Here is a 26,805-nt window from a genome sequence, read left to right on the forward strand (position 1 = left end):
ACCGCCACGGCACCGAATGGAAGTTCCGCGCCGTCGGCCAGGGCTACGCCTCCGGCCTGCGCGGCATCGCATCGGACTTCGGCGTCAACGTCTGAGGACTCCCGCCGCCCGGCACCGACGCCGTCTGCCCGGAGAACGCACCCGCGTTCTCCGGGCAGACGGCGTTCAGGAATCACCGCGCCCCCGAGGTGGTTACGGCAGTCACACCGACCACCGCCCAGGAGGCCCCCATGTACGGCGACCCCGCCACCGTCCGCAAGATCCTCACCGAGCTCGGGGACACCTGGGCCGTCGTGGGGCTCTCCTCCAACCAGGAGCGGGCGGCGTACGGCGTCGCGGAGGTGCTCCAGCGGTTCGGCAAGCGGGTCGTGCCGGTGCATCCGAAGGCGGAGACGGTGCACGGGGAGAAGGGGTATCCGTCCCTGGACGCGATCCCCTTCACCGTGGACGTCGTGGACGTCTTCGTGAACAGCGAGCTCGCCGGGGCCGTCGCCGACGAGGCGGTGTCCATCGGCGCCGAGGCGGTCTGGTTCCAGCTCGGCGTCGTCGACGAGGCGGCGTACGAGCGGACGCGGGCGGCGGGCGTCGACATGGTGATGGACCGGTGCCCCGCCATCGAGATCCCGCGGCTCGGCCCCGCGCCGCACTGAGCCCCCCTGCAGGGTCAGAACTCCCGCGCGGGCCAGCCGAGGAGGCGTGCTCCGATCACCGCTGTCTGGAGGGTGTAGCGGTGCATCGGATCGGCGGGGTTGGTGCCGGTGAGGCGGTGGATGCGCTCCAGGCGGTAGGTGAGGGCGCGCACGCTCAGGCTGAGGCGGCGGGCGGCCTGCGCGGCCACGCAGCCCGCGTCGAAGTAGACGGCGAGGGTCTCGATGAGCGGTTCGGCGCCGCCCCTGGCCGCCCGCAGCGGGCCGAGGGTGTTCAGGACCAGGTCGGCCATCGCCTGCCGGTCGCGGGTCAGGACGGGGTAGACGAGCAGGTCGGCGGCGCGCAGGACCGGCTCGGGCAGACCGAGGCGCGCGGCGAGGTCGAGGGCGCTCAGGGCTTCCTCGTACGACTGGACGACGCCGCCCGCGCCCGGCTGGGGGCGGCCGACGGCGACGCGGCCGCCGTCCGTCGCGGCGTGCGCCTGCTTGGCGAAGAAGTCGAGGACGTCCTCCTGGTCGGCCGTGGTCACGCAGACCAGACGGCCGTCCTTGGTGGCGAGCAGCGGGCTGCGGTCACCGAAGCGGCCCGTCAGCGCCCGCTCCACCTCGCGCGGGGCGTCGTCGCCGTCCTCGTAGGCACGGTCGCCCTGGGCGACGGCGACCGCGTGCGCGAGGGACAGGCGCAGCCCGAACCGCTCCGCGCGCTCGGCGAGCAGCCCGAAGTCGCTCCGCCCGTGCAGCAGGTCGTCGATGAACTCACGGCGCGCGGCCTCCTCCTGACGGATCGCCAGGCGCTGGGCGCGTTCGTAGCCCTCGGCGAAGGCGTCGACGGCCTGCTCGACGGCGGCGAGGACGGCCTCGGCGGACACCGGCGGCCCGGCTCCCGCAGCCCCGTGCGCGCGGGGCGCGGCGCCGAACGCCCGGGCCCGCGCCAGGTGCGCGCCCACCAGCGCGCGCAGGCCGTACCCGGCGTCGGCCGCGCGCTCGCCGAGGGCGCGGCGCGAGTCCAGCTCGTCGCGGGTCAGGCCGCGTCCGGTCGCGGAGGCGTCGGCGAGCAGCCGCGTATAGCCGTCCAGGAATTCGTCCGGTATGTCCTGACCCGCCATGTACGCCCCCGGTTTTCCGCTCGGCCCTCTCCGCCTTTCTAACGCATGGGGGCCCGGCGGCAGGCACGGGGGTGGGGCCGTGGCGGATTCCGCCCTCACCCCGTTGACCAGGGAAAACCTCGGCATGACAGAGCCTCAGGCGCAGTCGGCGCAGGGCCAGTCGTGGCCTGCGGAGGACCGTTCCCGCAGGTGCTCATGCGGGTGCGGCGGGCGTGGCCCCGGGGTCAGCGTCACCGCGGCCGGGGCCGCCCAGAAGAAGCCGCCGGACTCGTCGTACGCGTACAGCACCGCGCTGCTGCCGGGGGCGAGGGCCGCGGTCGTCCCGGACGGGTCCTGCCGCACGTCCACGACCACCGCGGCGCCGTCGGGCAAGGCGACTTCGGCCTGGCCGGAATCCGCGCCCGCTCCGCCCGTACGGACCCTGCCCACCGAGCCGACGAGGTCCCGGGGCGAGGGCCCTGACGTGCGGGCGGAGCACCGCGCGCGGGCGCGGACGAGCACCCGGGTCACGCCCCAGCCGACGCCCGTGGCCGCGAGCAGCAGGCCCAGGTCGACCGCCGCGTGCGCCATGCCCGTCAGACCGGCCCGCGTCATCGCCACCGAACCGGCGACACCGGTCACCCATCCGCCCAGCGTGAACAGCGAGGCCGCCACGGACACCGGCACTCCCCCGAGCCCCACGACGTCCAGGTCGGCGTCCTCGTCGAAGCTGTCCGCGCGGGTGACACCCACCGCCACGAGCAGCCAGAAACACACGACGACGGCCAGGGCCGAGGTGAACACCACCCCTGGAAAGCCCACCACCGCGCCCGACAACTCCCCCATGCCCCCGCCCCCTTGACCGGTGGTCATCCGGGGGTCGTCCCCACTCGGGTGCCGGACCTCGTTTCCGTGATCCGGCACCCGGGCCTCGCCCCCCGTTCCTGCCTTTCCATCCTGACCTGTCCGGACGCCTCGGCGCACTGCCATTTTCCGGCAATCTTTATGCTTTCTTGATGCCGGGCGGGGTCCTCTTGACGGCCGGGGTACGGCAACGTCGCCACACGGGGGCGAGGTCTTACGGAACGGTGACACGGGCCGGTGGCACCCGCCCGCGGCCCGCGCGGCTGCCTAGCGTGGACGGCATGCGGGTACTGGTCACCGGCGGAGCCGGGTTCATCGGAACACACCTCGTCGACGCGCTGCTCGAACGCGGCCACGACGTCGTCTCCTACGACACGCTCCTGGCGTCGGCGCACTCGGGACCGTCGCGCGCGGCCCGGCCCGGCGAGCGGCTGATCGTCGCGGATGTACGGGACGAGGCGGCCGTCACCCAGGCGCTGCGTGGGGTCGACGCCGTCTGCCACCAGGCCGCGATGGTGGGGCTCGGCAAGGACTTCGCGGACGCGCCCGCGTACGTCGGCTGCAACGACCTGGGCACGGCCGTCCTGCTCGCCGCGGCGGCCCGCGCCGGGGTGCGGCGCCTGGTGCTCGCCGGGTCGATGGTGATCTACGGGGAGGGGCGGTACGCGTGCGCCCGCCACGGCGTGGTGCGGCCCGGGCCGCGCGCCGAGGCGGACCTGGCGGCGGGCCGCTTCGAGCCCCTCTGCCCGCTGTGCGGCGACGACTTGACGCCGGGCCTGGTCCCGGAGGACGCGCCCGCCGACCCGCGCAACGTGTACGCGGCGACGAAGCTCCAGCAGGAGCACCTGTGCGCCGCCTGGGCCCGGACCACCGGCGGCCGGGCGGTGTCGCTGCGCTACCACAACGTGTACGGGCCCGGCATGCCCCGCGACACGCCGTACGCCGGGGTGGCGTCCCTGTTCCGGTCCGCCCTCGCCCGGGGCGAGGCGCCGCGGGTCTTCGAGGACGGCGGGCAGCTGCGGGACTTCGTCCACGTGCGGGACGTGGCGTCGGCGGCGGCGACCGCCGTCGAGGCCTCGGCGGACGGCGCGCCCGGGACGCTCACCGCGTACAACACCGGCAGCGGGGAGCCGCACACCGTCGGCGAGATGGCCGAGGCCCTCGCCCGGGCCCACGGCGGGCCCGCCCCGGTGACCACGGGCGCCTACCGGCTCGGCGACGTACGGCACATCACGGCGGACTCGGCCCGGCTGCGCCGGGAGCTCGGGTGGAAGCCGCTGACGGGCTTCGCGGCGGGGATGCGGGAGTTCGCGGGGGCGCCGCTGCGGTAGCGGCGCTTCGCCGGGCCCGCTACACCGCCCCGGCCGGTGGCAGGACCACCTCGAAGCGGCAGCCGCCGGAGACGTTGCGCACGGCCGCGCGGCCCCGGTGGGCCTCGACGATGCCGCGCACGATGGCGAGGCCGAGTCCGGCGCCCGCCGGTGGGGTCCGGGCGTGCGTCCCGCGCCAGCCCATGTCGAAGACCCGCGCCAGGTCCTCCTCCGGGATGCCGCCGCATTCGTCCGTCACCGACAGGACGACTCCGTCGGCGGACCGCTCCGCCGTGACGGCGACCGTGCCGTCCGCGGGCGTCCTGCGGATCGCGTTGATCAGCAGATTGCCGAGGACCCTGCTCATCTCCTTGCTGTCGACCTCCACCGGCACGGCGTCGATGCGCTGCCCCACGAGGCGTACGCCGTGCTCGCGCGCGAGCGGGTCGGCCCCGGCCAGGGCGTCGCCCACCAGGTCGTAGACGGAGATACGCGCGCGCGTGAGGGCGAGGGCCCCGGCGTGGATGCGGGAGAGTTCGAACAGGTCGCCCACCATGCCGTCGAGGCGCTCGACCTCGGTGCGGATCTGGCGCAGATAGCGGTCGGGCTCGGCGGCCACGCCGTCCTCCAGGGCCTCGGCCATCGCGCGCAGGCCCGCGAGCGGGGTGCGCAGGTCGTGCGAGATCCAGGCGACGAGGTCGCGGCGCGAGCTCTCCAGGGCCCGTTCCCGCTCCCGGGACTCGGCCAGGCGCGCGCTGGTGTGCTCCAGCTCCCGCGTGAGCGCGAGGAGCTCGGCGGTGGTGGGCGCGTCGGGCGCGGCGAAGCTGCCGCCGGTGCCGAACGAGCGGGCCGCCCGCGCCAGGTCCCTGCTGCGGGCGACCACCCACCGGCCGAGCAGGACGGCCGTCGCGAACGACACGACGGAGGCCATGGCGACGACGACGGTGACGACGGTCAGGTCGTGCGGGGACAGGAACATCTGCCACGCGACGGCGAGCGTCCCGGCGAGCATGGCCGTGACGGCCACCGCGACGACGACGGTCAGGGACACGACGAGCGAACGGTGGCGCAGCAGCCGCAGCGCACCGGCGCCGAACAGCCCGGCGGCCACCGCGCCGAGGAAGGCGTACAGCGCGATGAGCAACATGTCACTCACGAGCCCGCCCCACCTTCACCACGCCCTGGACCGCCTTCACCGCACCCCGGACCACCTTCGCCACGCCCCGGACCACCTTCGCCACGCCCCGGCCCGCCTTCGCCGCGCCCCGGACCCACGACCACCACCGGGGCCCCCACTCCCGACCCACCCGGCTCATCCGGCGCCCCCGACTCGCCCGGCTCAGCCGACCCGCTCGGGTCACCCAGCTCACCCGGCCCGCCGGGCCCACCCGTTTCCAGGCGGTAGCCGACCCCCCACACCGTCTGGATCAGGCGCGGTTCTCCGGGGTCGTCCTCCACCTTGCCGCGGAGTCTGCGGACGTGGACCGTGACCGTGGACAGGTCGCCGAAGTCCCAGCCCCATACCTCGCGCATCAGCTCCTCCCGGCCGAAGGCGCGGCCCGGGTGCCTCAGGAAGTAGGCGAGGAGGTCGAACTCGCGGACGGTGAGGGCGAGTTCGGTGCCGTTCTTGGTGGCGCGGCGCGCCGCGGGGTCGAGGGCGAGGGCCCCGGCGCGCAGCCGCGTGCCCGGTCGCGGCGCCGGGTCGGCGGCACGGCTGCGGCGGAGCACCGACTCGACCCGCAGCACCAGCTCGCGCGGGCTGAACGGCTTGGTCACGTAGTCATCCGCCCCTACCTCCAGGCCCAGGATGCGGTCGTCCTCGTCGCCCCGCGCGGTCAGCATGATCACCGGTACGGGGCCGCGGGCCCGCAGACGGCGGCAGACCTCCAGGCCGTCCATGCCGGGCAGCATCAGGTCGAGGACGACGAGGTCGGGTTCGCGTGCCGTCGCGCCCAGGAGCGCGCCGGGTCCGTCGACCGCACGGTCGACGGCGTACCCGGCGCGCTCCAGGTAGCTGGTGACGACTTCGGCGACGGTCAGGTCGTCGTCCACGACGAGGACGCGCGCGCCGGTGCCTGGTGGTGGGTTCCGCATGTCACCAGCGTCGCACCGCGTGCCCACGGGTGCGGACCGCCGCGGGGTCCGGCAGCCCCGACGTCCGCGTTTCGTAAGGACCCAGAGTCCGTTATGTCCGTTTTCGCTTCGTAGGGTGAGGGCCGTGACTCACCCTTCCCCCGACTCCCCGGCCCCGGTGGAGCGACCCGTTCCGCCCGCTGACGTCGTGCTGCCCTGCCTGGACGAGGCCGCGGCGCTTCCGTGGGTGCTCGCCCGCGTTCCGGCGGGCTGGCGCGCGATCGTCGTGGACAACGGCTCCACGGACGGCTCGGCGGAGGTCGCCCGCGCGCTCGGCGCGACCGTCGTGCACGAGCCCCGGCGCGGCTTCGGCGCCGCCTGCCACGCCGGGCTCGCCGCCGCCGAGGCGGACGTCGTGTGCTTCTGCGACTGCGACGCCTCCCTGGACCCGGGCCTGCTTGTGCCGTTCGTCCGCGACGTCGCGGCGGGCCGCGCCGACCTCGTCCTGGGCCGCAGGCGGCCCCAGGCGCGCGGGGCCTGGCCGCCGCACGCCCGTGCGGGCAACCTCGCGCTCTCGCTGATGCTGCGCCGCCGCACCGGCCTCGCCCTGCACGACCTGGGCCCGCTCAGGGCGGCGCGCCGCACGGACCTGCTGGCCCTCGCGCTCACCGACCGGCGCAGCGGCTACCCGTTGCAGATGGTGGTGCGGGCCGCCGACGCGGGCCTGCGGGTCGAGGAGCGCGACGTGCCGTATCTGCCGCGCGTCGGCGCGTCCAAGGTCACCGGCACCTGGCGGGGCACCTGGCAGGCGGTGCGGGACATGCGCCGCGTCCTCGCCGAACCGCCTCTCGCGCCACGGCCGCGCGGCCCGCGCGCGGCGGGCCCGCGATGACCGCGCGCACGGGGCCCGCCACGCTCCTGGTCATCGCCAAGGCGCCCGTTCCCGGCACCGTGAAGACCCGGCTCACCCCGCCCTACACGCCGCAGGAGGCAGCCCGGCTCGCCGAGGCCGCGCTCGCCGACACCCTGGACGCCGTGCTCGCGGCTCCCGCGCGGCGCAGAGTGCTCGTGCTCGCCGGAGAGCCGGGACCGTGGCTGCCGCCCGGCATCGAGGTGGTGCCGCAGGCCGCGGGCGGGCTCGACGCCCGCCTGGCCGCCGCGTTCGCGGGCTGCGCGGGGCCCGCCGTGCTCATCGGCATGGACACCCCGCAGGTGACGCCCGCGCTGCTCGCGCCCGCGCTCGCGGCCGACGCCCGGCGGGACGCCGACGCCTGGTTCGGGCCCGCCGCCGACGGCGGGTTCTGGGCCCTCGGGCTCGCCGAGCCCGACCCGGACCTGCTGCGCGGGGTGCCCATGTCCACGCCGACGACCGGCGCGGCGCAGCGCGCCCGGCTCACCGGGGCGGGCCTGCGCGTGCGCGACCTCGCGGTGCTGCGGGACGTCGACACGGCCGCCGACGCCGCCCGCGTCGCCGCCCTGGCCCCCGGCACCCGCTTCGCCGCCACGCTGGCGCGGATCGACCGCCCGGCCCGGATCGGCGGGACGCCTCGGATCGGCGGGACGGCTCGGACCGACGGGACGGCCCGCCGATGAGCACCGTCGTACCGCCGACGCCGTGGGGTGCCGACCTGTACGAGGAGGCGCTGCGCGCCGGGCGCGGCCCGCTGTTCCTGCGCCGGGCCGACGGCTGGCTGCTCTCGCTCGACGTGGAGCGCTGGTGCGCGGCGCCCGACCCGGCCGACCGCTCGGCGCTGCGCCGCTGCGCGGGCCCCGTCCTCGACATCGGCTGCGGCCCGGGCCGCCTGGTCGCCGCGCTCGCCGCCGGCGGCCACCGCGCGCTCGGCATCGACGTCAGCGAGGCTGCGGTCCGGCACACGCTGCGCCTCGGCGGCTCCGCGCTGCGCCGGTCGGTCTTCGACCCGCTGCCGGGCGAGGGCCGCTGGGGCACCGCGCTGCTCATGGACGGCAACGTCGGCATCGGCGGCGACCCGGCCGCGCTCCTCGCCCGCGTGGCCGAACTGCTCGCTCCGGGCGGCCTGTTGATCGCCGAGGCGGCGCCCGTCGACGTGGACGAGCGGGTCCGCGTCCGGGTCGACGACGGCACGGGGCGCGCCGGGCCCGGCGGTACGTTCCCGTGGGCCCGGCTCGGCACGGCCGCGCTGGTCGGCCACGCCCGCCGGGCGGGGCTGCGCCCGGCCGATCAGTGGGCGGCCGACGGGCGCTGCTTCGTGGCCCTGCGGCGCCGCGCGGCCCGCAGCGCGAGCCACAGCGCGGAGCCCGCGAAGAGGCCCGCCGTGACGAGCAGCCAGCGGGCCAGGAACACGTCGGCGGGCAGCCCCGTGACCCGTTCGTAGCGCGGCACCTGACGGGTGATCAGCGGATACCACACCAGCAGGAGCAGCAGCGACAGGGCCGCCGGGACCCGTACGAACGCGGTCAGGTTCCGGCGCCGCCCGCCCAGCGCGGCCGTCACCGCCCGGTCGGCGACCGCGTACAGCGGCGCGAGCACGAGGTCGTGCAGCAGCGCGGCGCCGACGAACCACACCGCGACCCCCGCCCAGTCGTCGCGCAGCAGCCGCACCCCCGCGTACCCGGCGAGCGCGAACGAGGCGAGCAGCAGCAGGAGGTGGCAGGGGCCCGCCCCGTACCGGCGGCGCGCCGCCCCGGCCCACCGGCCGCCCGCGTCCCGCCGCCCGGCCGTCGGCTTGTCCGTACGCTTCTCCGTCCGGCTCATACCAGCTCCCCGAAGGTCATTCGCGCCACCCACTTGGTGTTCAGTACGCCCGGTGCGGCGGGCACGATGACGCGTGCCGGGTAGCCGTGGTCGGGGGTCAGGTCGGCGCCGTTGACGCGCAGGGCGAGCAGCGAGCGCGGGTCGCGGACCTGGTTGTCGCGCAGCGCGGCGCGGCGGAAGGCGCCGCGCGTCTGCAAGGACTCCACGAGGACGCCGGGCGGGCCGTCCCCGCTCTCTCCGTATCCGACGAGCGCGGCCAGGTCGCGCAGCCGGACGCCCTGCCAGGCCTGGTCGGACGTCGACCAGCCCTCCACGCACGCGATGGGCAGGTCCGCGCGGTGCTGCGCCAGGGCGAGCAGATCGGCGCGGGTCAGGCGCACGGTGCGGCCCCGGCCCACGAGGTCGAGCCGCCAGCCGTCGACGAGGTCACGGCGCCCCAGGCCCACCGCCGCGGCCGTCTTGTTGACCTGGAACGCGCCGGGTCCGGTGCCGGGCTCCCGGCCGCCGTGCGGCGCGAACAGGGCCGTGGCGCGCGGCCAGCCGTCGAAGCTCTGCCCCGCGGTCGTCGCGAACAGCAGCAGCGAGCCGCCGCCGACCAGGCCGAGGGCGCCACGGCGGGACACGGTCGGCTCGGCGGGCCGCTCGGCGACGAGCCCGGAGCCGCGGTCGGGCTCCGTGTCGTGCGTCCGCAGCCGGGCGCGGAACCCGTGCTCCCGCAACACCCTTACGGTCCGCGGCAGTTTCAGTGCCGCGTGCGCGACGAACCCGGCGAAGAACACCCACGCCCCGTAGAAGTGCAAGGGGTAGAACGAGCCCGGGAAGACGTACTCCAGCTGCACGTTCAGGATGCCCGTCGCGAACTCGAACAAGGCGCCGCCCACGAGCAGCAGCAGCGAGAGGCGTTCCAGGGCGTGCCCGACGGACCGCACGGGCGGCAGCTCGAACAGCCTCGGGAGCACCGACCACAGCTTGCCGAGCAGCACCGGGACGAGCGCGATGCCGACGGTGACGTGCAGGCCCTGGGTGAGGCGGTAGAGCCAGCGCGGGTGGGTCGGCCAGGGGAAGAGGTAGAAGCCGAGGAGCCCCTTGTCGGGTGTCTTGTCGTTGACGGGCGACAGGCCGGGGTTGTACGCGGCGTAGGACAGCAGCCCGGTGACGAACAGCAGCGTCATCCCGACGAGGAGCACCACGCCGAGCACGGAGGTGAGCCAGGGGCCGCGCAGCGGGCTGCGCCACACGCCGGTCGACGCCCGCTCCACCGCCTGTCGTGCGGTCCTGGTGGTCGGCGGCCTCGTTGGCTTGCCCATGGGTGTCCTCGGGGGTCGGCGCGACGCGGGTCCGTCGCCTCGCGTCGACCGTAAGACCGGCGGGCGGCCCGCAGGCGGCCGCGACGCATGACGAAACGCTGACGGATCGCGGTGGGCCCGGACGGAGTACACCGGGGCGGCCGAAGATCTGACGGTTCCGTGACAGGGGGCGGCGCGGCGGCCCCCGCGCGCCCCCGGCGGCCTAGCGTGCCAGCGTGAACCACCCCGAACGACGTAACCCCGGCCCCCGCCGCGATCTGCTCGCCGCCGGGCTCGCCGCCCTCCTCGTCACCGCCGCCGTCGTGGTCGGGCGGGCCGTCGAGCGCTCCGACGGCAGCCTGCACGTCAACTGGCCGCCGCTGTACGCCGACTGGGATCCGCACGTCGGGCCCGGCACCCCGGCGGCGCTCGCCGTCGCCGTGGCCGTCGTCAGCCACGGCCCGGTGCTCGCGGCCCGCCTGCCGTGGCGGGCGCTGCTCGCCGCGTCGTGGGCGGCGTCGACGGCGTGGATCTGGTCGCTCGCGCTCGTCGACGGCTGGCACCGGGGCGTCGCGCGGCGGCTCACCACGAAGTACGAGTACCTCCAGGTCATCGACCGCTTCGCGGACATCCCCGCGACGCTGCGGGACTACACCCAGTACATCCTGCTCGGGGAGCCGGGCGCGTACCACTGGCCCGCGCACACGGCGGGCCATCCGCCCGCCGCCCCGCTCACCTTCGTCCTCCTCGACCGGATCGGTCTGGGCGGTGGCGGCTGGGCGGGCGCGTTCGTCATCACGGCGGGCAGCACGGCTGTCGTCGCCGTCCTGCTCACGCTGAAGGCCCTCGGGGACGAGGCGAGCGCGCGCCGGGCGGCGCCGTTCCTCGTGCTCGCTCCTGCCGCCGTGTGGATGGGCGCGTCGGCGGACGGCTACTTCGCGGCCGTCGCGGCCTGGCTGACCGCGCTGCTCGCGCTCGCCGCGACGCGCGCGGTCCGCCGCCCCGTCCTCGCCGCCTGCGCCGCGGGCCTCCTCTACGGCCTGCTCTGCTATCTGTCGTACGGCCTCACGCTCTTCGCGGTGGTCGTGGCCGGTGTCCTGGTCCTGACGAGGACGCTGCGCCCGCTGCCGTACTTCGTGGCGGGCGCGCTCGTCGTCCCCGCGGTGTTCACCGCGTTCGGCTTCGACTGGTGGGAGGCGTACCGCCTGTTGGTGGAGCGCTACTACCAGGGTGCGGCCGGGGTGCGCCCCTACTGGTACTGGATCTGGGCCAATCCGGCCTGCACGGTCCTGACCGTGGGGCTCGCGACGGTGGCCGGGCTGCGCCGGGCGGTGGGTTCCGCACCGGGCGCGGTGCGCCGCTGGCGGGCCGGGGCGGCCACGGCGGCGGACGGCGTCGCGGGGCTCGCCCTCGCGGCCCTCCTGGCGGTGGCGGTCGCGGACGTCTCGGGCATGAGCAAGGCGGAGACCGAACGCATCTGGCTGCCGTTCGCCGTCTTCCTGCTCGCGGCGACAGCGCTCCTTCCCGAGCGCGGTCGCCGCTTCTGGCTAGCGGGGCAGGCGGTCCTCGCCCTGGCCCTCAACCACGTGCTGTTCACGGGCTGGTGAACCCCGGTCGGACTTCCGCGTCCCCGGTCGGCCTTCGGGGGCAGGCCCCCGGTCCGCCTTCGGAGTCAGACTTTCTCGAACTCCACTTTGAAGATGTTGTACTCGTCCCAGTAGAAGACCCACGGTTCGCCGTTGCGGAACGAGGCCCGCTTCTCGTTGTAATTCGAGACGAGTTCCTTGTCGTCGGTGAGCCGGAAGCTCGATGCGCCGGACCAGCTGTAGAAGCCGCCGTATCCGTTGTTGCTGACCGACAGATACCGGGCCTCCCCTGGAATCTTGTAGTAGGTCACGCCGTTCCACTCGTAGAATTCGAGGGTCAGCGGGTCCTGGCTGATGATGGCCCAGTTGTCACCGTTCCTGTTCAGATAGCCCTTGAACGTACCGCTCGGGTAGTAGAGCTTGATCCGGAACTGGCCCGTCATCAGGGCACTCTGCGGCCGCGTCGCCAGCGCCTGGGCGAAGGTGCCTTCCGCGGGAGATATCGCGTCCATCGACCGTCCTCTCGTCGTGTTTTCCGGCACGCTGCTTGTGCTGATTCTCGACGTGAGCTGGACAGTGAATCGAACGTCACTGGAATGGTGATTCTGCCGTCAACCAGCGGATGCCGCCAGAGGAATATTCCGCCATTGCGGACGGATCTCGGCGGGGCTTCCCGAATGATCGGGGCGCGAACGATTGAGGGTGCAGTGACGCCGTTCCTGGTCCGTTGGGCCAGACATCCGTGAGGCGCGGGACATACACAGGAAAGGGAGGTGCCCCTCGGACAGGCCCTAGTGCGCGGGGCCGCGCGGAAGTCCCGGCAGTGGCCGACAGCCCGTGACCGCGGTCCAGGCCTCCTCGGCCAGGCCCTTGCGGTCGCTCCCGTACAGCGGCACGTGGGCCCGGACCCGCACGCTCAGGCCCCGCGCCCGCACCACCCTGCGCAGCGACGTCCCGAACCCCTCGTCGCCCAGGAACGCCGCCGTCGTGCTTCCCGTCCCGCCCGCCTCGTACGCCACGGTCACCGGGCGCACCGCCGCCCCCGCGTCCACCGCCGCCTGGAACGCCGCCCGCCGGAACCGGCCGCCGGAGACCGAGCACCAGGTCGTGGCCTGGGGGAAGACGAGCACGGAGCGGCCCCGGGCCAGCGTCTTGGCCAGCTCCTGCACCATCAGGGGGAGTTCGCGGCGGCCGCCCTCGCGGTCGATGAACTGCGTGCCGAGCCGCCGCGCGAGCGTCCCCACGACGGGCCACCGGCCCACCTCCCGCTTGGCGACGAAGGCGACGGGCTCGACGGCGAGCAGCGCCACCACGTCCAGCCAGGAGATGTGGTTGGCGACGACGAGCGTGCCCGCGCTCCCGCCGGGCACGGTCAGCGGCACCGGCCCCGCGTCGAGCCGCACGCCGAGCGCCCCAAGGACCCGCCGTGCCCGGACCCGTACGGCGTCGCCGTCGGCGAGCCCCTCCCCGAGGGCCAGGCTCCGCCCGAGCTCGTGCCCGAGCGCCGCGTACCGCCGCGCGGCCCCGACGGCGCCCACGCGGGAATCGGCCCGCAGGGCGCAGGTCCGCGGACAGCCCGCGTCCACGGACCAGGGGTTCACACCGGCCCCCGGGTTCCCTCGTCGCCGAGGAAGAAGCGGCGGTGGCGCTCGGTGAGCCGCTCGGTGTCGAGCACCACGAAGAAGTCGGCCGAGTCGAAGTCGGGGTCGTGCGCGGGCGCCCCGCACATCCAGGCCCCCAGGCGCAGGTATCCGCGCAGCAGCGGCGGCAGGTCGGCGTACGTCGGCCGGTGTCCGGCGCGCTGCTCGGGCGGCGTCCACGGCCGGTGCGGGTGGACGCGCAGCTCGGGCGGCGAGGCGTGCTTGGCGGTGCCGAGCAGCCAGGCGCTCGCGGCCGCGGTGCCGCCGTCGGCCAGCGGCACGGAGGCGCAGCCCGCCAGATAGCGGTGGCCGGAGAGCAGGACGTAGCGGGCGAGCGCGGACCACATCAGGTTGATGACGGCGCCGGAGCGGTGGTCGGGGTGGACGCAGGACCGCCCGGCCTCGATCGTCGCGGGCCGCAGCGGGGCCAGGGCGCTCAGGTCGAACTCGCCCGCCGAGTAGGAGAGTTCGCCGCGTCCTGGCGGGATGAGCCGGTAGGTGCCGACGACGGCGCCGCTCGTGGTCTCGGTGACGATCAGATGGTCAGCGAGCGCGTCGAAGGCGTCGACGTCGTGGCCGGGCAGGGGCGTGTCGAGGGCGGCGCCCAGCTCCTCGCCGAACACCTGGAAGCGCAGGCGCTGGGCGGCGCGGATCTGCTCCTCGCCGTGCGCGATGGAGGGGACGTAGACGGGGCGGGTCCCGGAAGCCCGGCCGGGGGCCAGGACGGGCGGGGTCGCGGGCGTGGCGGGCGTCGCGGGCATGACAGTACGTTCTCCGTTCGACGGGCGATCTCGGCGGGACGGACGGGGACGACGGGCCTGAGGAACGGGCAGGGCACCCACTCAGCACGGTGACCGCCCCGGCTGAACTGCGCACGAGGTCCGCGCGGCGGATCGGGCCGACCCTCGTGAGCATCAGGTGAACGGCGCCCGGCGCCGCGCGCCCCGGCCGCCGGGCCCCTCGCCCCGTACCGCGACGGGTCGCTGTCCCGTACAAAGAGTTCCGGCGCCCGAGCACAGAGTTCCGGACGTCCGAGCACACAGTTCCGGACGCCCGAGGGAGGATGGAGCCCCGCCATGCCGCACCCCCTGCCCCTGACCGGCCTCACCGTGATCAGCCTCGAACAGGCCGTGGCCGCGCCGTTCGCCACCCGCCAGCTCGCCGACCTCGGCGCGCGCGTGATCAAGGTGGAGCGGCCGGGCGGCGGTGACTTCGCCCGCCGCTACGACACCACCGTGCACGGCCAGTCCAGCCATTTCGTCTGGCTGAACCGCTCCAAGGAGTCGATCACCCTGGACGTGAAGTCCGCGCACGGGCAGGAGGTGCTGCGCGAACTCCTCGCGCGGGCCGACGTGTTCGTGCAGAACCTCGCGCCGGGCGCGGCCGCCCGGCTCGGCCTGTCGGCCGAGGCGCTCCAGGCCCGCCACCCGTCCCTCGTCACCTGCGTGGTCAGCGGCTACGGCACGTCCGGGCCCTGGGCCCACCGCAAGGCCTACGACCTGCTCGTGCAGTGCCAGACGGGGCTGCTCTCGCTCACCGGCACCCCGGAGGAGGCCGTGCGCGTCGGCATCTCGGTGGCCGACATCGCGGCCGGTATGTACGCGTACAGCGGCATCCTGTCGGCGCTGTACACGCGGGCGACGACCGGCCGGGCGCCGGCGGTCGAGGTGTCCCTGTTCGACGCGCTCGCCGAGTGGATGAGCCAGCCCGCGTACTACACCCGCTACGGCGGCACCCAGCCGCCGCGCGTCGGCGCCCGGCACGCGACGGTCGCGCCGTACGGCGTGTTCACCGCGCGCGACGGCCAGGAGGTCCTGTTCTCGGTGCAGAACGAGCCGGAGTGGGCGGCGCTGTGCCGGGTGTTCCTCGGCCGCCCAGAGCTGGCCGACGCGCCGCGCTTCGCCACGGGCCCGGCCCGGGTCGCGCACCGCGAGGAGCTCGACGGGATCGTGGCGGCGCGGTGCGCCGAGCTGGACGGCGAGGAGGCGGCGGCCCTGCTCGACGCCGCGAACATCGCCCACGCGGGCGTCAACTCGGTCGCCGAGTTCCTGGAGCACCCCGTCCTGACCGAGCGCGGGCGCTGGCGAGAGGTGGGCCTTCCGGGCGGTGCGCCCCCGATGCACGCCCTCCTGCCGCCCGCCGGGCTCTCGGGGGTGAAGCCCCGCATGGGCCCGGTGCCCGCGGCGGGCGAGCACACGGAGAAGATCCTGGCCGAGCTCGGGCGCGGCCCCGACGGCAGTTCGGCAGCGCCCTGAAGGTGACGCTCAGGCCACGCCGAGGCCCTCGATGAGCACGGCGTTCGGCAGGGCCGCGAGCGCCTTGCCGGGCACGATGAGCTTGCCGCGGCGGCTGCCGCTGCCGATCAGGACGTGCGGCCGCGCGGCGACGGCGGCGTCCACGAGCAGCGGCCAGTGGGCGGGCAGGCCGATCGGCGTGATGCCGCCGTACTCCATGCCGGTCTCGCCGACGGCGGTGTCCATCGGGGCGAACGAGGCCTTGCGGGCGCCCAGTTGGCGGCGCACGGCGCCGTTCACGTCGACGCGGGTGCCGGAGAGGACGACACACGCGGCGAGCGTGGTCTCGCCGCCGCGCTTCCCGGCGACGACGACGCAGTTCGCGGACTCCTGGAGCAGCTCGGGACCGTAGTGCTCCACGAACGCGGCGGTGTCCGCCCACTCCGGCTCGGTGTCGACATGGATCAACTCGTCGGCGGGCACGGGCCCGCTCCAGGCCCGCACGGCCTCGGCCACGGGGGCGACGAGCAGGTCGAGGGCCTGCGGGGCGGGGCGGACGACGTCGAAGTTTCCGAGAGGAGCGCGCATGTCCGCACCGTAACAGGGCGGTTGGGGACGACCGGCCCCGAGGGCAGCCGTCAGTACGACCCGGCGTGGGCGGGCGGCACCGCCACCGACATGGTCATCTCCACCGGCTCGGCGCCCTTGTTGTGGTAGCCGTGCGGGACGTTGGCCTCGAAGGTCGCCGAGGACCCGGCGGGCACGAGGTGCTCCGCGCCGTCCACGACGAGGGTCAGCTCACCGGCCCGGACGTGCAGCAGCTCGATGGTGCCCGGCGGGTGCGCGTCGGAGTCGCTGCCGTCGCCGGGCATCAGGTGCCACGACCACAGCTCGAAGGGGCCGCGCGCCTCGGCGCCGACGAGCAGTGTGGTGCTGGAACCCTCGTCGGTGGACCACATCCGCACCATCTGCTCGGGCGGCACGACGCGCACGTGCGGCCCCTGTTCGTAGTCGAGCAGCGTGGTGATGCTGATGCCGAGGGCGTCGGCGAGCTTCACGGTGATGCCGACGCTGGGGTTGGTGCGGGCCTGCTCGATCTGGATGATCATGCCGCGGCTGACCCCGGAGCGGGCCGCGAGGGCGTCGAGTGTGAAGCCCCTCTCGCCGCGCCAGCGCTTCAGGTTCCGCGCGAGCGACTGCGTGAGCTGGTCGAGATCCGACACATTCCGTCCAATATTTTGGATGACAGGGTTCACTGTACTGAACTACGGTGTGGTGCACCCGAAGGCTCCCGATGGTTCACCACACTGTACTGCGAGGTTCCCGATGTCAGGACTGACAGCGCTGTTCGCCCTGGCCACGAGCCTGATGTGGGGCCTCGCCGACTTCGGCGGCGGCCTGCTGACCCGGCGCATCCCGGCGCTGACGGTGGTCGTGGCGTCCCAGTGCGTCGCGGTGGCCGTCCTCGGGGTCGTGGTGGTCGCCACCGGCGGGTGGACCGCGTGGGGCCCGCAGCTGTGGTTCGCCGTCGGCGCGGGCCTGGTGGGCCCTGTCGCGATGCTCGCCTTCTACAAGGCCCTCGCGCTCGGCCCGATGGGCGTGGTCTCGCCGCTCGGCTCCCTCGGCGTCGTGGTGCCGGTGGGCGTCGGCCTGTTCCTCGGCGAGCGGCCGGGCCCCGCGCAGTTCGCGGGCATCGCGGTGGCCGTCGTCGGCATCGTCCTCGCGGGCGGGCCCGAGCTGCGCGGCGCCCCCGTGCAGCGCCAGGCGGTCCTGCTCACGCTGCTCGCGGCCTTCGGCTTCGGCGCCGTGATGGCCCTGATCGCTGAGGCGTCGACCAGCGTCACGGGCCTGTTCCTCGCCCTGTTCGTCCAGCGCGCCACCAACGTCCTGGCGGGCGGGACAGCCCTGTACGTCAGCGTGCGGCGCGGCGGCGCGGCCCTGCCGGAGGGCAGCGGCATGGGGGTCATCTGGGCGGCGCTGCCCGCGCTCGCCTTCGTGGGCCTCGCAGACGTCGCCGCCAACGGCACGTACGCGATGGCGGCCCGCAGCGGACCCGTCACCGTCGCCGCCGTCCTCGCCTCCCTCTACCCCGTGGTCACCGCGCTCGCCGCACGCGGCGTCCTCAAGGAGCGCCTGCGCGGGGTCCAGGCGGCAGGCGCGGGCCTCGCCCTGGTGGGCACGGTACTACTGGCGACGGGGTGAGACGGCTGAGGCGGCAGCGCCCCGAAGGGGCGCGGGGCTGTGCCGATATGCGGCTCCGCCGCGCGGGCGCGACCAGCCCCAACGGACCCGCAGGCGATCGACGCCCCATCACGGCAACTCCAGCGAAGCGTCAGGCGTTGCCCTCGGCGTCCGCCGCGTCAGTCAGCCCGCCGAGGCGGCCGAGGTCCTCCAGGTCGCCGAGCGCGAGCAACTGCTCCGGCGTGACGCCCTCCGGGATCGGCACCGGAGCGGGCGTCCGCAGCGGCGGCTGCCACCCCCGCTCCGCGCACCACGTCCGGACGACCCGCGCGGGCGCCCCCGCCACCACGGCGTGGTCGGGCACCTCGCCGCGCACCACGGCGCCCGCCGCGACCACCACGTTCCGGCCGAGCCTGGCGCCCGGCAGGATCACCGCGCCCGTGCCGATCCAGCAGCCCGAGCCGATGGTCACCGGCTCCATGCGCGGCCACTGCTTGCCGATCGGCGTGTGCGGATCGTCGTAGCTGTGGTTGGTCGAGGTGACGTACACGTACGGCCCGAAGTAGCAGTCGTCGCCGATCGTCACCGACGTGTCGGCGATCACGTGGCTGCCGCGGCCGAGGACCACGCCGTCGCCGACGCGCAGGATCGGGTCGGGGCCGAGGTCGAGGTCGGGCATCAACCCGGCGGTCAGCGTGACCTGTTCGCCCACGATGCAGTGCGCGCCGAGCCGGATCCAGGGGGCGCCGAAGACCGTGCCCTGCGGGAAGGCGAGCTTCGTGCCCTCGCCGATCGCGCCGAACTCCAGGCGCCCCGGCCGCCGCGCGGTGACCGCGCCGGTGCGCTGCACCCAGGCCCAGCCCGCGTGGACGGCGCGCTGCGCGACGCCGCGCCGCCACGCGGCGAGGGATGAGAACACGTTCTTGTTCCTGGGCACGCGCTCACGTTACTCAGCCCCGCGCGGGGCGAGCACTCCCCCGACCTGTGATCTTCACCCCACACCGCCGGGCCGGAACGGGGGGTCCCGTACGGTTCGCTCAGGCGCGACGGACGCAACGATCCAAGGAGAGAACGATGAGTCACCAGGCACTCGTCATGGGCATCGGCGGCAAGGACCCCCGGATCGACCCGGAGGCGTTCACCGCGCCCACGTCCGTGGTGATCGGCGAGGTGACGCTGCACGCGGGCGCGAGCACCTGGTACGGCGCGGTCCTGCGCGCCGACTGCGGGCCCATCGAGATCGGCGCCGACAGCAACATCCAGGACAACTGCAGCCTGCACGTGGACCCCGGCTTCCCGGTCACCATCGGGGAGCGGGTCTCGGTCGGCCACAACGCCGTCGTGCACGGCTGCACCGTCGAGGACGACTGCCTCATCGGCATGGGCGCGACCGTCCTCAACGGCGCCGTGATCGGCGCCGGTTCGCTCGTCGCCGCGCAGGCCCTCGTGCCGCAGGGCATGCGGGTGCCGCCCGGTTCGCTCGTGGCGGGCGTCCCCGCCAAGGTGAAGCGGCCGCTCACCGAGGAGGAGCGCGCGGGCATCTCGCTCAACGGCGCGATGTACGTGGAGCTCGCGAAGGCCCACCGCGCCGCACACGCCCAGGAGGACTGAGCGCTTTCGCCGCGCACGCGAGAGGCCGGGGGCGGACCCGCCCCCGGCCTCTCGCACACGACTCCTACGCGGCCGCGGCCTCGCTCGCCGCGTGCTCCTCGGCGGCCTTCTTCGCCCGCCGCTTGACCAGCAGCATCGAACCGATGCCGATGAGCACCGCGATGCCGAGACCGACGTACGAGAACCGCTTCAGCCAGTCCTCGGCGACCACGCCGATGTAGTAGATGACGGCGGTGGTGCCGCCCGCCCAGATGATGCCGCCGAGCACGTTGGCGGTGAAGAACTTCCAGTACGGCATGCGCAGGACGCCCGCGAGGGGGCCCGCGAAGATGCGCAGGAGCGCGACGAAGCGGCCGAAGAAGACCGCCCACATGCCCCACTTCTGGAAGGAGCGCTCGGCACTGCCGACGTTCGCCGCGCTGAAGTGCTTGGGGAACTTCCGCTCCAGCCAGGCAAGGAGCGGTCTGCCGCCCTTGCGGCCGATGGCGTAGCCGATGGAGTCGCCGATCACGGCCCCGGCGGTGGCGCAGGCGCCGAGCACCACCGGGTTCAGGTCGCCGTGCTGCGACGACAGGAGCGCCGCGGAGACGAGGACGATCTCGCCTGGCAGCGGAATGCCCAGTGACTCCAGACCGATGACGAGGCCGACGAGCGCGTAGACGCTGACGGCGGGTACGTTCTCCAGCCACTCCTGGACGTGCAACCCCGGTTCCTTCCGTACGCGGACAACTCCCCCGGCGCGCGCGACAACCGCGCACGCCGGGGAAGCCTACCCGCTCACGCCTCACCGCCCGCGCGCTGCCTCAGCCGCCCGTGGCCGCGCACGCGTGGCTGTCCCCGCCGCCGCGGCAGCCGACCTGCCCCGTCCACGCGGGCGCGGGCCGCCGCACCACCGGTGGCGAGCCGCGCCGACATCAGGGCCGGTGTCGGCCCGGCCGCGGAAGTCGGCCCCTACTTCGGCTCGTTGGGCCGCAGGGTCCAGGTCACGGACATCTCGCCGGTCACGGCCCCGTCCTCGCGGGTGAGGGCGATGGCCACCGGGAACTCGGGGCGCTGCCCGGCATCGAGCTCGGCGACCACGTCGGCGACCGGGCGCCCCAGGGTCGCGGTGGCCTTGACCTTGCCCATCGCGAGCTTCTTGTACGCGATGTCCGCGGACACCGCGAGCGGCACGGCCCGCGAGAGCTGGTCCCCGAACGCGGCGAGCACGATGGCCCCGCTCGCGGACTCCCCCAGGGTGAACATGGCGCCGGCGTGCGGCCCGCCCACGTGGTTGTGGTACTCCGCCTGGTCCGGCAGCTCGACCACGGCGCGCTCGGGGGTCGTCTCCAGGAACTCCAGCTTGAGGGTCCGGGCCATGGGCACGGTGGCGGCGAGCATCTCGCCGATCGACATCTGGTCTGCGCTCATGACCGGGATGTTACCCACGAGTAGCCACCCTTGGCCAGGCTTGCGCGAACAGCCGTTCCCACCGGGCCTATCGTGGACGCCCATGTGGCCAGGACAAGATCAACCCGATGGACCCCGGCAGCCGGACCCCGGCCAGGGGCAGGACGCGAACCCGTACCACCGGCCGGGATACCAGCAGCCGAACCCCTACCAGCAGCCCGCCCCGGCGCCCTCGCCACAGGAGCCGTGGAACGCGCCGACGGTGTCCGCGGCGCCCGCCACCCCGCCGGGCGGGGGCGGCCGCAGGACCGGGGTGATCGCCGTCGCCGCCGCGGCGGTGGTCGTGGTGGCCGCGGCCGCCACCGCCCTCGTGGTCCTCGGCGGCGACGAGGACGACGCGGCGGCACCCGGACCGACCCGTTCCACGACCAAGGCGCCCCGCCCCGCGCAGCCGGAGGACTCCGACCGCCGGGGGACGGACGACGGCCCCGAGCCGACGGTGCCGGGCTGGAAGACCGTCGTGAACCCCAGGGACGGGCTCGCCTTCGACGTCCCGCCGCAGTGGGACCTGAAGTCGGCCGACTACGCCACCTGGGTCGCGGAGGACGACGACCCCTCGGACACCCCCCTCGTCGCCATGCTCGCCCCCGCCGTCCTCAAGGAGCGCTGGTGCGCGGCGGACGACGACAAGGACGGCAGGAAGGACTACACGCCCCTCGGCCTCGCGGGCACCAAGCGCAACAAGACCGCGCGCAGCACGGCGGAGATCGCCCGGAACAACGCGACGGCCTGGGTCTACGGCGGGTACGCCCAGCCGGACAAGAAGAAGGTGACCACCGGCCCGGCGGAGTCCTACACCACCGCGTCGGGCCTCAAGGGCAGCCTGGTGACGGCCACTTCCTCCGGCGTGCCGAAGAAGGGCACGTGCGACACGGACGGCAAGGCCACCACGTTCGGCTTCAAGAACGCCGAGGGCGAGTTCCTCTCCTGGTCCTTCCACGGCGTGAAGGGCGTCAAGGAGGAGATCCCGGACCGGACGGTACGCGCGATCCTGCGCACGGTGCGCGAGTACCGCTCGCCCGAGAAGGGCTGAGGCCGGCCGCCCCAGGGTGGTTGTGAGCACATCAACCAGCCACACGTATCGTTACCGGCCATGTGGCCAGGACAGCAGCCGCCCGGGGGCGAGCAGAACCCGCAGCAGCAGAACCCGTACCAGCAGCCGGGATACCAGCAGCCCAACCCCTATCAGCAGCCGGGATACCAGCAGCCGGGCCCGGCCGGGCAGCCCGGCCAGTGGAGCGCGCCGACGGTCCCCGCGGGCGCACCCCAGGCGCCGACGGGTGACGGTGGCAGCGGTGGCGGTGGCGGGAACAGGACCAAGGTCATCGCCATCGTCGCGGCGGCGGCCGTCGTCGTGGCCGCGGGTGTGACCGGCTTCCTGCTCCTCGACGACAAGGACGACGACGGCAAGGGCGGCAAGTCCCCGCAGGCCGAGGGCAAGCCGTCCGCGTCCGCCGCCGCGAAGCCCGGTTCCGGCACGGCCGACGGCGACGACGACGAGCGCGGCACCGCGGACGGGCCCAAGCCGACCATCCCCGGCTGGCAGGTCGTGGTGAACCCCCGGTGGGGGACCGCCTTCGACGTGCCGCCCGACTGGGACGTCAGGAAGCCGGACGCGATCGTCGCGTTCGAGGACGTCAAGACCGGCAAGCCGCTGATGACCATGTCGGGGCCCGCGTACTTCAAGTCGAAGTGGTGCACCTCCGACGACGACAGGGACGGCCGCACCGAGGACAAGGAGCTCGGCGCGGTCGGCACCAAGGGGGCCAACGGCGCGAAGAACACCGACGAGGTCGCGGTGAACCAGGTCGCCTGGTGGGTGTTCGGCGGCTACACGCAGCCGGACAAGAAGAGCCTGCACTTCGACGAGAAGGCCAAGCCCTACACCACCAAGGCGGGCATCAAGGGCAGCATCGCGTGGTCCCACTCGCGGCACACGCCCCAGAAGGGCAAGTGCGCCTCGGAGGGCAAGGCGATCACGTTCGGCTTCAAGAACGCCGAGGGCGACTTCGTGGCGTGGAGCCTCTACGGCGCGAAGGACGTCAAGGAGGAGATCCCGGACGAGACGATCATGAAGATCCTCAGCACGGTACGCCTCCACGGCGACGCGACGGAGTCGTGAACCGCGCCACCTTCCCGCATGCCGGGCCATAGCGGACGAACCGCCCTCTCACCCACACACCACACCATTCTCATCACCTCGTCCACCGCTTCTTCACCGATTCGTCACGGCTTCGTACGAGGTCATGGCCGGTGCCCGTCCGGCCGCTGACCGGGCGTGGCACCTGGGGCCCGAGCCCATCTATGGTTACTGGCCATGTGGCCAGAACAGCAGCCGCCCGGGGGCGAGCAGAACCCGCAGAGTCCGGGTCCCAACCCGTATCAGCAGCCCGGGTACCAGCAGCCCAACCCGTACCAGCAGCCCGGCTACCAGCAGCCGAACCCGTACCAGCAGCCGACCGGGGGCCAGCCCGTGGCGGGCCAGCCCACCGGCGGGCAGCCCCAGTGGGGCGCGCCGACGTTCCCGATGGGGGCGGCGCGGCCCGGCGGCCCGGACGCGGGAGGCGGCGGGGGCGACGGCGGCGGCAACCGCACGAAGGTCACGGCCCTCGTCGCCGTGGCGGCCGTCGTCGTGGCCGCGGGCGTGACCGGCTTCCTGGTCTTCAGCGGTGGTGACGACGACAAGTCCGCCGAGGCCGCCACCAAGCCGTCCAAGTCGGCCACCAAGAAGCCGAGCCCCAAGCCGTCGGACGACGACAACCCGCGCGGCACGGGCAACGACCCCAAGCCGACGGTCCCCGGCTGGCAGGTCGTGGTGAACCCCAAGTGGGGCACCGCCTTCGACGTACCGCCGGACTGGACGGTCAAGACCCCCGACACATACATCGGCTTCGAGGACCACAACAAGGGCGACGGCTCCAAGCCCCTGATCATCATGTCCGCCCCGGCCATCTACAAAGAGAAGTGGTGCTCCTCCGACGAGGACAAGGACGGGCGGATGAACGACTCCTCGCTCGCCAGCGTCGGCACCAAGGGCCAGAACGGCGCCAAGAGCACCAAGCAGGTCGCCCGCAACGACTCCGCGTGGTGGGTCTTCGGCGGCTACACCGGCCAGAAGAAGGCCGACAAGAAGAACATCAAGATCGGCAAGGTGGAGTCGTACACCACCAAGTCGGGCGTCGAGGGCAGCGTCGTCACCACGACCTCGGTCGGCGACCCCGGCTCGGGCAAGTGCGACTCCAACGGCAAGGCCACGACGTTCGCCTTCAAGAACGGCGCGGGCGACTATGTCGCGTGGACGCTGCACGGGGCGAAGGGGGTGAAGGGGGAGGTTCCGGAGACGCTGGTGAAGAAGATCCTCGCCACGGTACGCCTCCACGGCGAGTCCAACGAGTCCTGAGCCTGCCCCTGGCCCTGCTGCTGGCTCCTCCCACCCACCCGCCCTTTCATCGGCCTCCGGCCTCGTCCTCAAACGCCGGACGGGCTTGATAACCCCAGCCCGCGGCAGCGGCGGGCAGCCGAACGACGGCCCGCAGCCGCCAGGTCGGGGCGTGCCCGGGTCGCTGGGGCAGGAACGGGTGGGTGGGTGGGAGAGATCCCGCCGCGGTAGCGGCGGGCAAGGGGGGAGACGGCCCGCAGCCGCCAGGTCGGGGCAGGCCCGGGTCGCTGGGGCAGGTACGGGTGGGCGGGTGGGAGAGAACCCGCCGCGGCAGCGGGGCCCGGCGGGGAGGGTCAGCCCACGCTGAAGGCCCCGCCCGGCGGCTCCGGCGAAGCCACGGCATCCCCGTCCCGCACCCCACGCGCAGACCCCACGAACCCCCGCAGCTCACCCCCGTACACGACCCGCGCAGGAAACACGTCGGCCCGAGCCCGCCGTACCAACGCCTCGACGTCGAGCGGCCCGTGCGAGGCGACCAGCACGGCGTTGCCGAAGCGCCGCCCCCGCAGCAGCGCGGGCTCGGCGATGAGGGCCAGCTCCGCGAAGCACTCGGCGAACGTGGCCAGCTGGGAGCGCAGGAAGTCGAACGGCGCGCCGTCGGCGAGGTTGGCCGCGTAGACGCCGTCGGCGCGCAGGACCCGGTCGACGGCACGGACGTACGCGTCCGACGTGAGGTGCGCGGGCACGCGCGAGCCGCCGAAGACGTCGCCCACGACCACGTCCGCGCTGTCGGCGGGCGCGGCCTCCAGCCAGGCCCGGGCGTCCGTGCCGTGCAGCCGGATCCCCGGCTCGTCGGGCAGGGGCAGCTTCTCGACGACGAGCCGCAGTAGCGCGAGGTCGGCTTCGACGACGTCCTGCCGGGAACCGGGCCGGGTCGCGGCGAGGTAGCGGGGCAGGGTGAGGGCACCCCCGCCGAGGTGCACGGCGTCCAGCGGAAGGCCGGGCGCGGCGAGGGTGTCCAGGACGTGGGCGAGCCTGCGCGCGTACTCGAACTCCAGATGCGTGGGCGCGTCCAGGTCGACGTACGACTGCGGGGCACCGTCGACGGTCAGGAGCCAGGCACGGTCCCGGTCCACGTCGGGCAGCAGCTTGGCGGTGCCGTGGTCGACGACGCGGGTGACGGGCACGGGCTCGTCCGGAGAGCCGGTCCCGTACTCGGGCTCCGGCTCGCGCCCGGAAGGCCGCTCGGCGTCGCCTATCGGCGTGGGGTCGGGTGCATCGGCAGGCTGGTCCACCGCCCCATTGTGCCCGCCCCCGCCGAACACGGACCCACCAACCAGAAGGGAACCCACCGACCAGAACCGGCCCCACCAACCAGAAGCAGCCCCCCAACCGGAAGCGGACCACCGACCAGAAGCAGCCCCAGCCAACAGCAAACCACCGACCGAAGGCCCCCCAACCAAAGAGGGGGCCCCGGCCTCCCCAGGCCGAGCCCCCTCACCGGAACCGGAACCTCAGGCGACAGCCGTCACCGTTCCGGCCCCCACCGTCCGCCCGCCCTCGCGGATCGCGAAGCCGAGCCCTGGCTCCAACGGGACGTCACGCCCCAGCTCCACGGTCAGAGTGACCGTGTCCCCAGGGCGGGCCACGCCGACCTCGCCGAGGTCGATGTCGCCGACCACGTCCGCGGTGCGGATGTAGAACTGCGGCCGGTAGCCGGTCGTCACCGGGGTCGTACGACCGCCCTCGCGGGCGGAGAGGACGTACACCTGCGCGGTGAAGCGGCGGCTCGGCCGGACGCTGCCGGGGGCGGCGACCACGTGCCCGCGGCGGACCGCGTCGCGTGGCACGCCGCGCAGCAGCAGCGCCACGTTGTCACCGGCCTGCGCGGACTCCATGGGCTTGCCGAACGTCTCCAGGCCGGTGACGACCGTCTCCGTGTCGGCGCCGAGGCCGCCGAGGACGTCGACGCGGTCGCCGACGCGGACCGTGCCGCGCTCGACGGCGCCCGTGACGACCGTGCCGCGGCCGGTGATCGTCAGGACGTTCTCCACCGGCAGCAGGAACGGCGCGTCGACATAGCGCTCCGGCATCGGCACGTACGTGTCCACGGCGTCGAGCAGCGCCTCGACCGCCGCGGTCCAGCGGGGGTCGCCCGCCAGCGCCTTGAGGCCCGAGACCCGGACCACGGGCGCGGAGTCGCCCCCGTACCCGTGCGCGGACAGCAGGTCGCGCACCTCCAGCTCCACGAGGTCGGCGAGCTCCTCGTCGGCGGCGTCGGCCTTGTTCAGCGCCACGACGATGTGGTCGACGCCGACCTGGCGGGCGAGGAGGACGTGCTCGGCGGTCTGCGGCATGATCCCGTCGAGCGCCGACACCACGAGGATGGCGCCGTCGAGCTGGGCCGCGCCCGTGACCATGTTCTTTACGTAGTCGGCGTGACCGGGCATGTCCACGTGCGCGTAGTGCCGCGTGTCGGTCTCGTACTCGACGTGCGCGATGTTGATGGTGATGCCGCGCCGCGCCTCCTCGGGCGCGCGGTCGATGCGGTCGAAGGGCACGAACGTGCCGGTGCCGCGCTCGCTGAGGACCTTGGTGATGGCGGCGGTCAGGGTGGTCTTGCCGTGGTCGACGTGGCCCATCGTGCCGATGTTCAGATGCGGCTTCGTACGGACGTAGGCGGTCTTGGACATGGTCGTTCCTTCTCCGGAACTCGAAAGGTGAGG

General features: G+C 74.3%; 28 protein-coding genes. 13 read left to right on the forward strand and 15 right to left on the reverse strand.

The window, feature by feature from the left end; all coding sequences use genetic code 11:
* Both ACIG3E_RS38095 and ACIG3E_RS38100 read left to right on the forward strand, forming a co-directional pair.
* Positions 1–95 (forward strand): TerD family protein (locus ACIG3E_RS38095; RefSeq protein ID WP_361847963.1); only part of this gene is annotated, 95 nt, incomplete at its 5' end.
* A 135-nt stretch (positions 96–230) separates the two neighbouring features.
* The gene (locus ACIG3E_RS38100; RefSeq protein WP_399625208.1) at positions 231–650 is read left to right on the forward strand and encodes a CoA-binding protein; all 420 of its coding nucleotides are present in this window, start codon (positions 231–233) and stop codon (positions 648–650) included.
* Positions 651–664: 14 nt separating this feature from the next.
* Here the strand turns inward: ACIG3E_RS38100 and ACIG3E_RS38105 are convergent, their stop codons facing one another.
* Both ACIG3E_RS38105 and ACIG3E_RS38110 read right to left on the reverse strand, forming a co-directional pair.
* Positions 665–1,753 carry a PucR family transcriptional regulator gene (locus tag ACIG3E_RS38105; protein WP_399625209.1) on the reverse strand — a complete coding sequence of 363 codons (1,089 nt, stop codon included), beginning with the start codon at positions 1,751–1,753 and terminating at the stop codon, positions 665–667.
* Positions 1,754–1,888: 135 nt separating this feature from the next.
* A complete protein-coding gene (locus ACIG3E_RS38110; protein ID WP_399625211.1) occupies positions 1,889–2,578 on the reverse strand; it encodes a hypothetical protein in 690 nt (229 codons plus the stop codon).
* Between the two features lie 299 nt (positions 2,579–2,877).
* Here ACIG3E_RS38110 and ACIG3E_RS38115 point away from each other — a divergent pair, with 299 nt between their 5' ends.
* Complete coding sequence (locus tag ACIG3E_RS38115) at positions 2,878–3,927, forward strand: NAD-dependent epimerase/dehydratase family protein (protein WP_399625213.1); 1,050 nt, start codon at positions 2,878–2,880, stop codon at positions 3,925–3,927.
* A gap of 19 nt (positions 3,928–3,946) precedes the next feature.
* Here the strand turns inward: ACIG3E_RS38115 and ACIG3E_RS38120 are convergent, their stop codons facing one another.
* Together ACIG3E_RS38120 and ACIG3E_RS38125 are read right to left on the reverse strand one after the other, a co-directional pair.
* Positions 3,947–5,062: a sensor histidine kinase gene (locus ACIG3E_RS38120; RefSeq protein WP_399625215.1), complete on the reverse strand. Its 1,116-nt coding sequence runs from the start codon at positions 5,060–5,062 to the stop codon at positions 3,947–3,949.
* Positions 5,059–6,000 carry a response regulator transcription factor gene (locus ACIG3E_RS38125; protein ID WP_399625218.1) on the reverse strand — a complete coding sequence of 314 codons (942 nt, stop codon included), beginning with the start codon at positions 5,998–6,000 and terminating at the stop codon, positions 5,059–5,061. Before ACIG3E_RS38125 ends, ACIG3E_RS38120 begins: the two co-directional genes overlap by 4 nt.
* A gap of 124 nt (positions 6,001–6,124) precedes the next feature.
* Between ACIG3E_RS38125 and ACIG3E_RS38130 the strand changes: the two genes are divergently transcribed.
* From ACIG3E_RS38130 to ACIG3E_RS38140, 3 genes are read left to right on the forward strand one after another with little or no spacing between them, the layout of a single operon-like run.
* Positions 6,125–6,871 (forward strand): glycosyltransferase family 2 protein, encoded by a 747-nt coding sequence (locus tag ACIG3E_RS38130; RefSeq protein WP_399625220.1) that lies wholly within the window; start codon positions 6,125–6,127, stop codon positions 6,869–6,871.
* On the forward strand, positions 6,868–7,572 hold the full coding sequence (locus tag ACIG3E_RS38135) for a DUF2064 domain-containing protein (RefSeq protein WP_399625221.1): 705 nt from the start codon (positions 6,868–6,870) through the stop codon (positions 7,570–7,572). The genes ACIG3E_RS38130 and ACIG3E_RS38135 overlap by 4 nt, the downstream gene beginning before the upstream one ends.
* Positions 7,569–8,333: a class I SAM-dependent methyltransferase gene (locus tag ACIG3E_RS38140; RefSeq protein WP_399625223.1), complete on the forward strand. Its 765-nt coding sequence runs from the start codon at positions 7,569–7,571 to the stop codon at positions 8,331–8,333. The genes ACIG3E_RS38135 and ACIG3E_RS38140 overlap by 4 nt, the downstream gene beginning before the upstream one ends.
* A 376-nt stretch (positions 8,334–8,709) precedes the next feature.
* Here the strand turns inward: ACIG3E_RS38140 and ACIG3E_RS38145 are convergent, their stop codons facing one another.
* Positions 8,710–10,020 (reverse strand): molybdopterin-dependent oxidoreductase, encoded by a 1,311-nt coding sequence (locus tag ACIG3E_RS38145; RefSeq protein WP_399625225.1) that lies wholly within the window; start codon positions 10,018–10,020, stop codon positions 8,710–8,712.
* A gap of 215 nt (positions 10,021–10,235) precedes the next feature.
* Here ACIG3E_RS38145 and ACIG3E_RS38150 point away from each other — a divergent pair, with 215 nt between their 5' ends.
* Positions 10,236–11,606 (forward strand): hypothetical protein, encoded by a 1,371-nt coding sequence (locus ACIG3E_RS38150; RefSeq protein ID WP_399625227.1) that lies wholly within the window; start codon positions 10,236–10,238, stop codon positions 11,604–11,606.
* A gap of 65 nt (positions 11,607–11,671) precedes the next feature.
* Here ACIG3E_RS38150 and ACIG3E_RS38155 read toward each other — a convergent pair whose 3' ends face one another.
* The 3 genes from ACIG3E_RS38155 to ACIG3E_RS38165 form a co-directional block, all read right to left on the reverse strand.
* Positions 11,672–12,097, reverse strand: a complete 426-nt coding sequence (locus tag ACIG3E_RS38155; RefSeq protein WP_399625229.1) for a hypothetical protein — start codon at positions 12,095–12,097, stop codon at positions 11,672–11,674.
* A 279-nt stretch (positions 12,098–12,376) separates the two neighbouring features.
* The gene (locus tag ACIG3E_RS38160; RefSeq protein ID WP_399625232.1) at positions 12,377–13,186 is read right to left on the reverse strand and encodes a lysophospholipid acyltransferase family protein; all 810 of its coding nucleotides are present in this window, start codon (positions 13,184–13,186) and stop codon (positions 12,377–12,379) included.
* The gene (locus ACIG3E_RS38165; RefSeq protein WP_399625233.1) at positions 13,183–13,986 is read right to left on the reverse strand and encodes a GNAT family N-acetyltransferase; all 804 of its coding nucleotides are present in this window, start codon (positions 13,984–13,986) and stop codon (positions 13,183–13,185) included. Before ACIG3E_RS38165 ends, ACIG3E_RS38160 begins: the two co-directional genes overlap by 4 nt.
* A 315-nt stretch (positions 13,987–14,301) precedes the next feature.
* Here ACIG3E_RS38165 and ACIG3E_RS38170 point away from each other — a divergent pair, with 315 nt between their 5' ends.
* Positions 14,302–15,480, forward strand: a complete 1,179-nt coding sequence (locus ACIG3E_RS38170; protein ID WP_399625235.1) for a CaiB/BaiF CoA transferase family protein — start codon at positions 14,302–14,304, stop codon at positions 15,478–15,480.
* A gap of 9 nt (positions 15,481–15,489) precedes the next feature.
* Here ACIG3E_RS38170 and ACIG3E_RS38175 read toward each other — a convergent pair whose 3' ends face one another.
* Together ACIG3E_RS38175 and ACIG3E_RS38180 are read right to left on the reverse strand one after the other, a co-directional pair.
* On the reverse strand, positions 15,490–16,047 hold the full coding sequence (locus ACIG3E_RS38175) for a YbaK/EbsC family protein (RefSeq protein WP_399625237.1): 558 nt from the start codon (positions 16,045–16,047) through the stop codon (positions 15,490–15,492).
* Between the two features lie 50 nt (positions 16,048–16,097).
* On the reverse strand, positions 16,098–16,682 hold the full coding sequence (locus tag ACIG3E_RS38180; RefSeq protein ID WP_030678512.1) for a helix-turn-helix domain-containing protein: 585 nt from the start codon (positions 16,680–16,682) through the stop codon (positions 16,098–16,100).
* 112 nt (positions 16,683–16,794) lie between these two features.
* Here ACIG3E_RS38180 and ACIG3E_RS38185 point away from each other — a divergent pair, with 112 nt between their 5' ends.
* Positions 16,795–17,661, forward strand: a complete 867-nt coding sequence (locus ACIG3E_RS38185) for an EamA family transporter (protein WP_399625392.1) — start codon at positions 16,795–16,797, stop codon at positions 17,659–17,661.
* A gap of 130 nt (positions 17,662–17,791) precedes the next feature.
* Here the strand turns inward: ACIG3E_RS38185 and ACIG3E_RS38190 are convergent, their stop codons facing one another.
* Positions 17,792–18,577, reverse strand: a complete 786-nt coding sequence (locus tag ACIG3E_RS38190; RefSeq protein ID WP_399625239.1) for an acyltransferase — start codon at positions 18,575–18,577, stop codon at positions 17,792–17,794.
* A 137-nt stretch (positions 18,578–18,714) separates the two neighbouring features.
* Here ACIG3E_RS38190 and ACIG3E_RS38195 point away from each other — a divergent pair, with 137 nt between their 5' ends.
* Positions 18,715–19,251, forward strand: coding sequence for a gamma carbonic anhydrase family protein (locus tag ACIG3E_RS38195; protein ID WP_366795312.1), 537 nt, complete (start codon positions 18,715–18,717; stop codon positions 19,249–19,251).
* A 64-nt stretch (positions 19,252–19,315) separates the two neighbouring features.
* On the opposite strand, the gene ACIG3E_RS38200 is transcribed toward ACIG3E_RS38195, so the two are convergent.
* Both ACIG3E_RS38200 and ACIG3E_RS38205 read right to left on the reverse strand, forming a co-directional pair.
* The gene (locus tag ACIG3E_RS38200) at positions 19,316–19,954 is read right to left on the reverse strand and encodes a DedA family protein (RefSeq protein WP_399625242.1); all 639 of its coding nucleotides are present in this window, start codon (positions 19,952–19,954) and stop codon (positions 19,316–19,318) included.
* Positions 19,955–20,202: 248 nt separating this feature from the next.
* Positions 20,203–20,661: a DUF4442 domain-containing protein gene (locus ACIG3E_RS38205; protein WP_399625244.1), complete on the reverse strand. Its 459-nt coding sequence runs from the start codon at positions 20,659–20,661 to the stop codon at positions 20,203–20,205.
* A gap of 82 nt (positions 20,662–20,743) precedes the next feature.
* Between ACIG3E_RS38205 and ACIG3E_RS38210 the strand changes: the two genes are divergently transcribed.
* The 3 genes from ACIG3E_RS38210 (at position 20,744) to ACIG3E_RS38220 (ending at position 24,100) form a co-directional block, all read left to right on the forward strand.
* Positions 20,744–21,733, forward strand: a complete 990-nt coding sequence (locus tag ACIG3E_RS38210) for a hypothetical protein (protein WP_399625246.1) — start codon at positions 20,744–20,746, stop codon at positions 21,731–21,733.
* Between the two features lie 60 nt (positions 21,734–21,793).
* Positions 21,794–22,822, forward strand: a complete 1,029-nt coding sequence (locus tag ACIG3E_RS38215) for a hypothetical protein (protein WP_399625249.1) — start codon at positions 21,794–21,796, stop codon at positions 22,820–22,822.
* A gap of 195 nt (positions 22,823–23,017) precedes the next feature.
* A complete protein-coding gene (locus ACIG3E_RS38220) occupies positions 23,018–24,100 on the forward strand; it encodes a hypothetical protein (RefSeq protein WP_399625251.1) in 1,083 nt (360 codons plus the stop codon).
* Positions 24,101–24,432: 332 nt separating this feature from the next.
* Here ACIG3E_RS38220 and ACIG3E_RS38225 read toward each other — a convergent pair whose 3' ends face one another.
* Entirely contained in the window at positions 24,433–25,266 is an 834-nt protein-coding gene (locus ACIG3E_RS38225; RefSeq protein ID WP_399625396.1) for a spermidine synthase, read from the reverse strand.
* 327 nt (positions 25,267–25,593) lie between these two features.
* Positions 25,594–26,772 carry an elongation factor Tu gene (gene tuf / locus ACIG3E_RS38230; protein WP_399625253.1) on the reverse strand — a complete coding sequence of 393 codons (1,179 nt, stop codon included), beginning with the start codon at positions 26,770–26,772 and terminating at the stop codon, positions 25,594–25,596.
* Positions 26,773–26,805: the final 33 nt, after the last annotated feature.

This window comes from Streptomyces sp. NPDC053474, assembly GCF_044544845.1.
Taxonomy (GTDB): domain Bacteria; phylum Actinomycetota; class Actinomycetes; order Streptomycetales; family Streptomycetaceae; genus Streptomyces.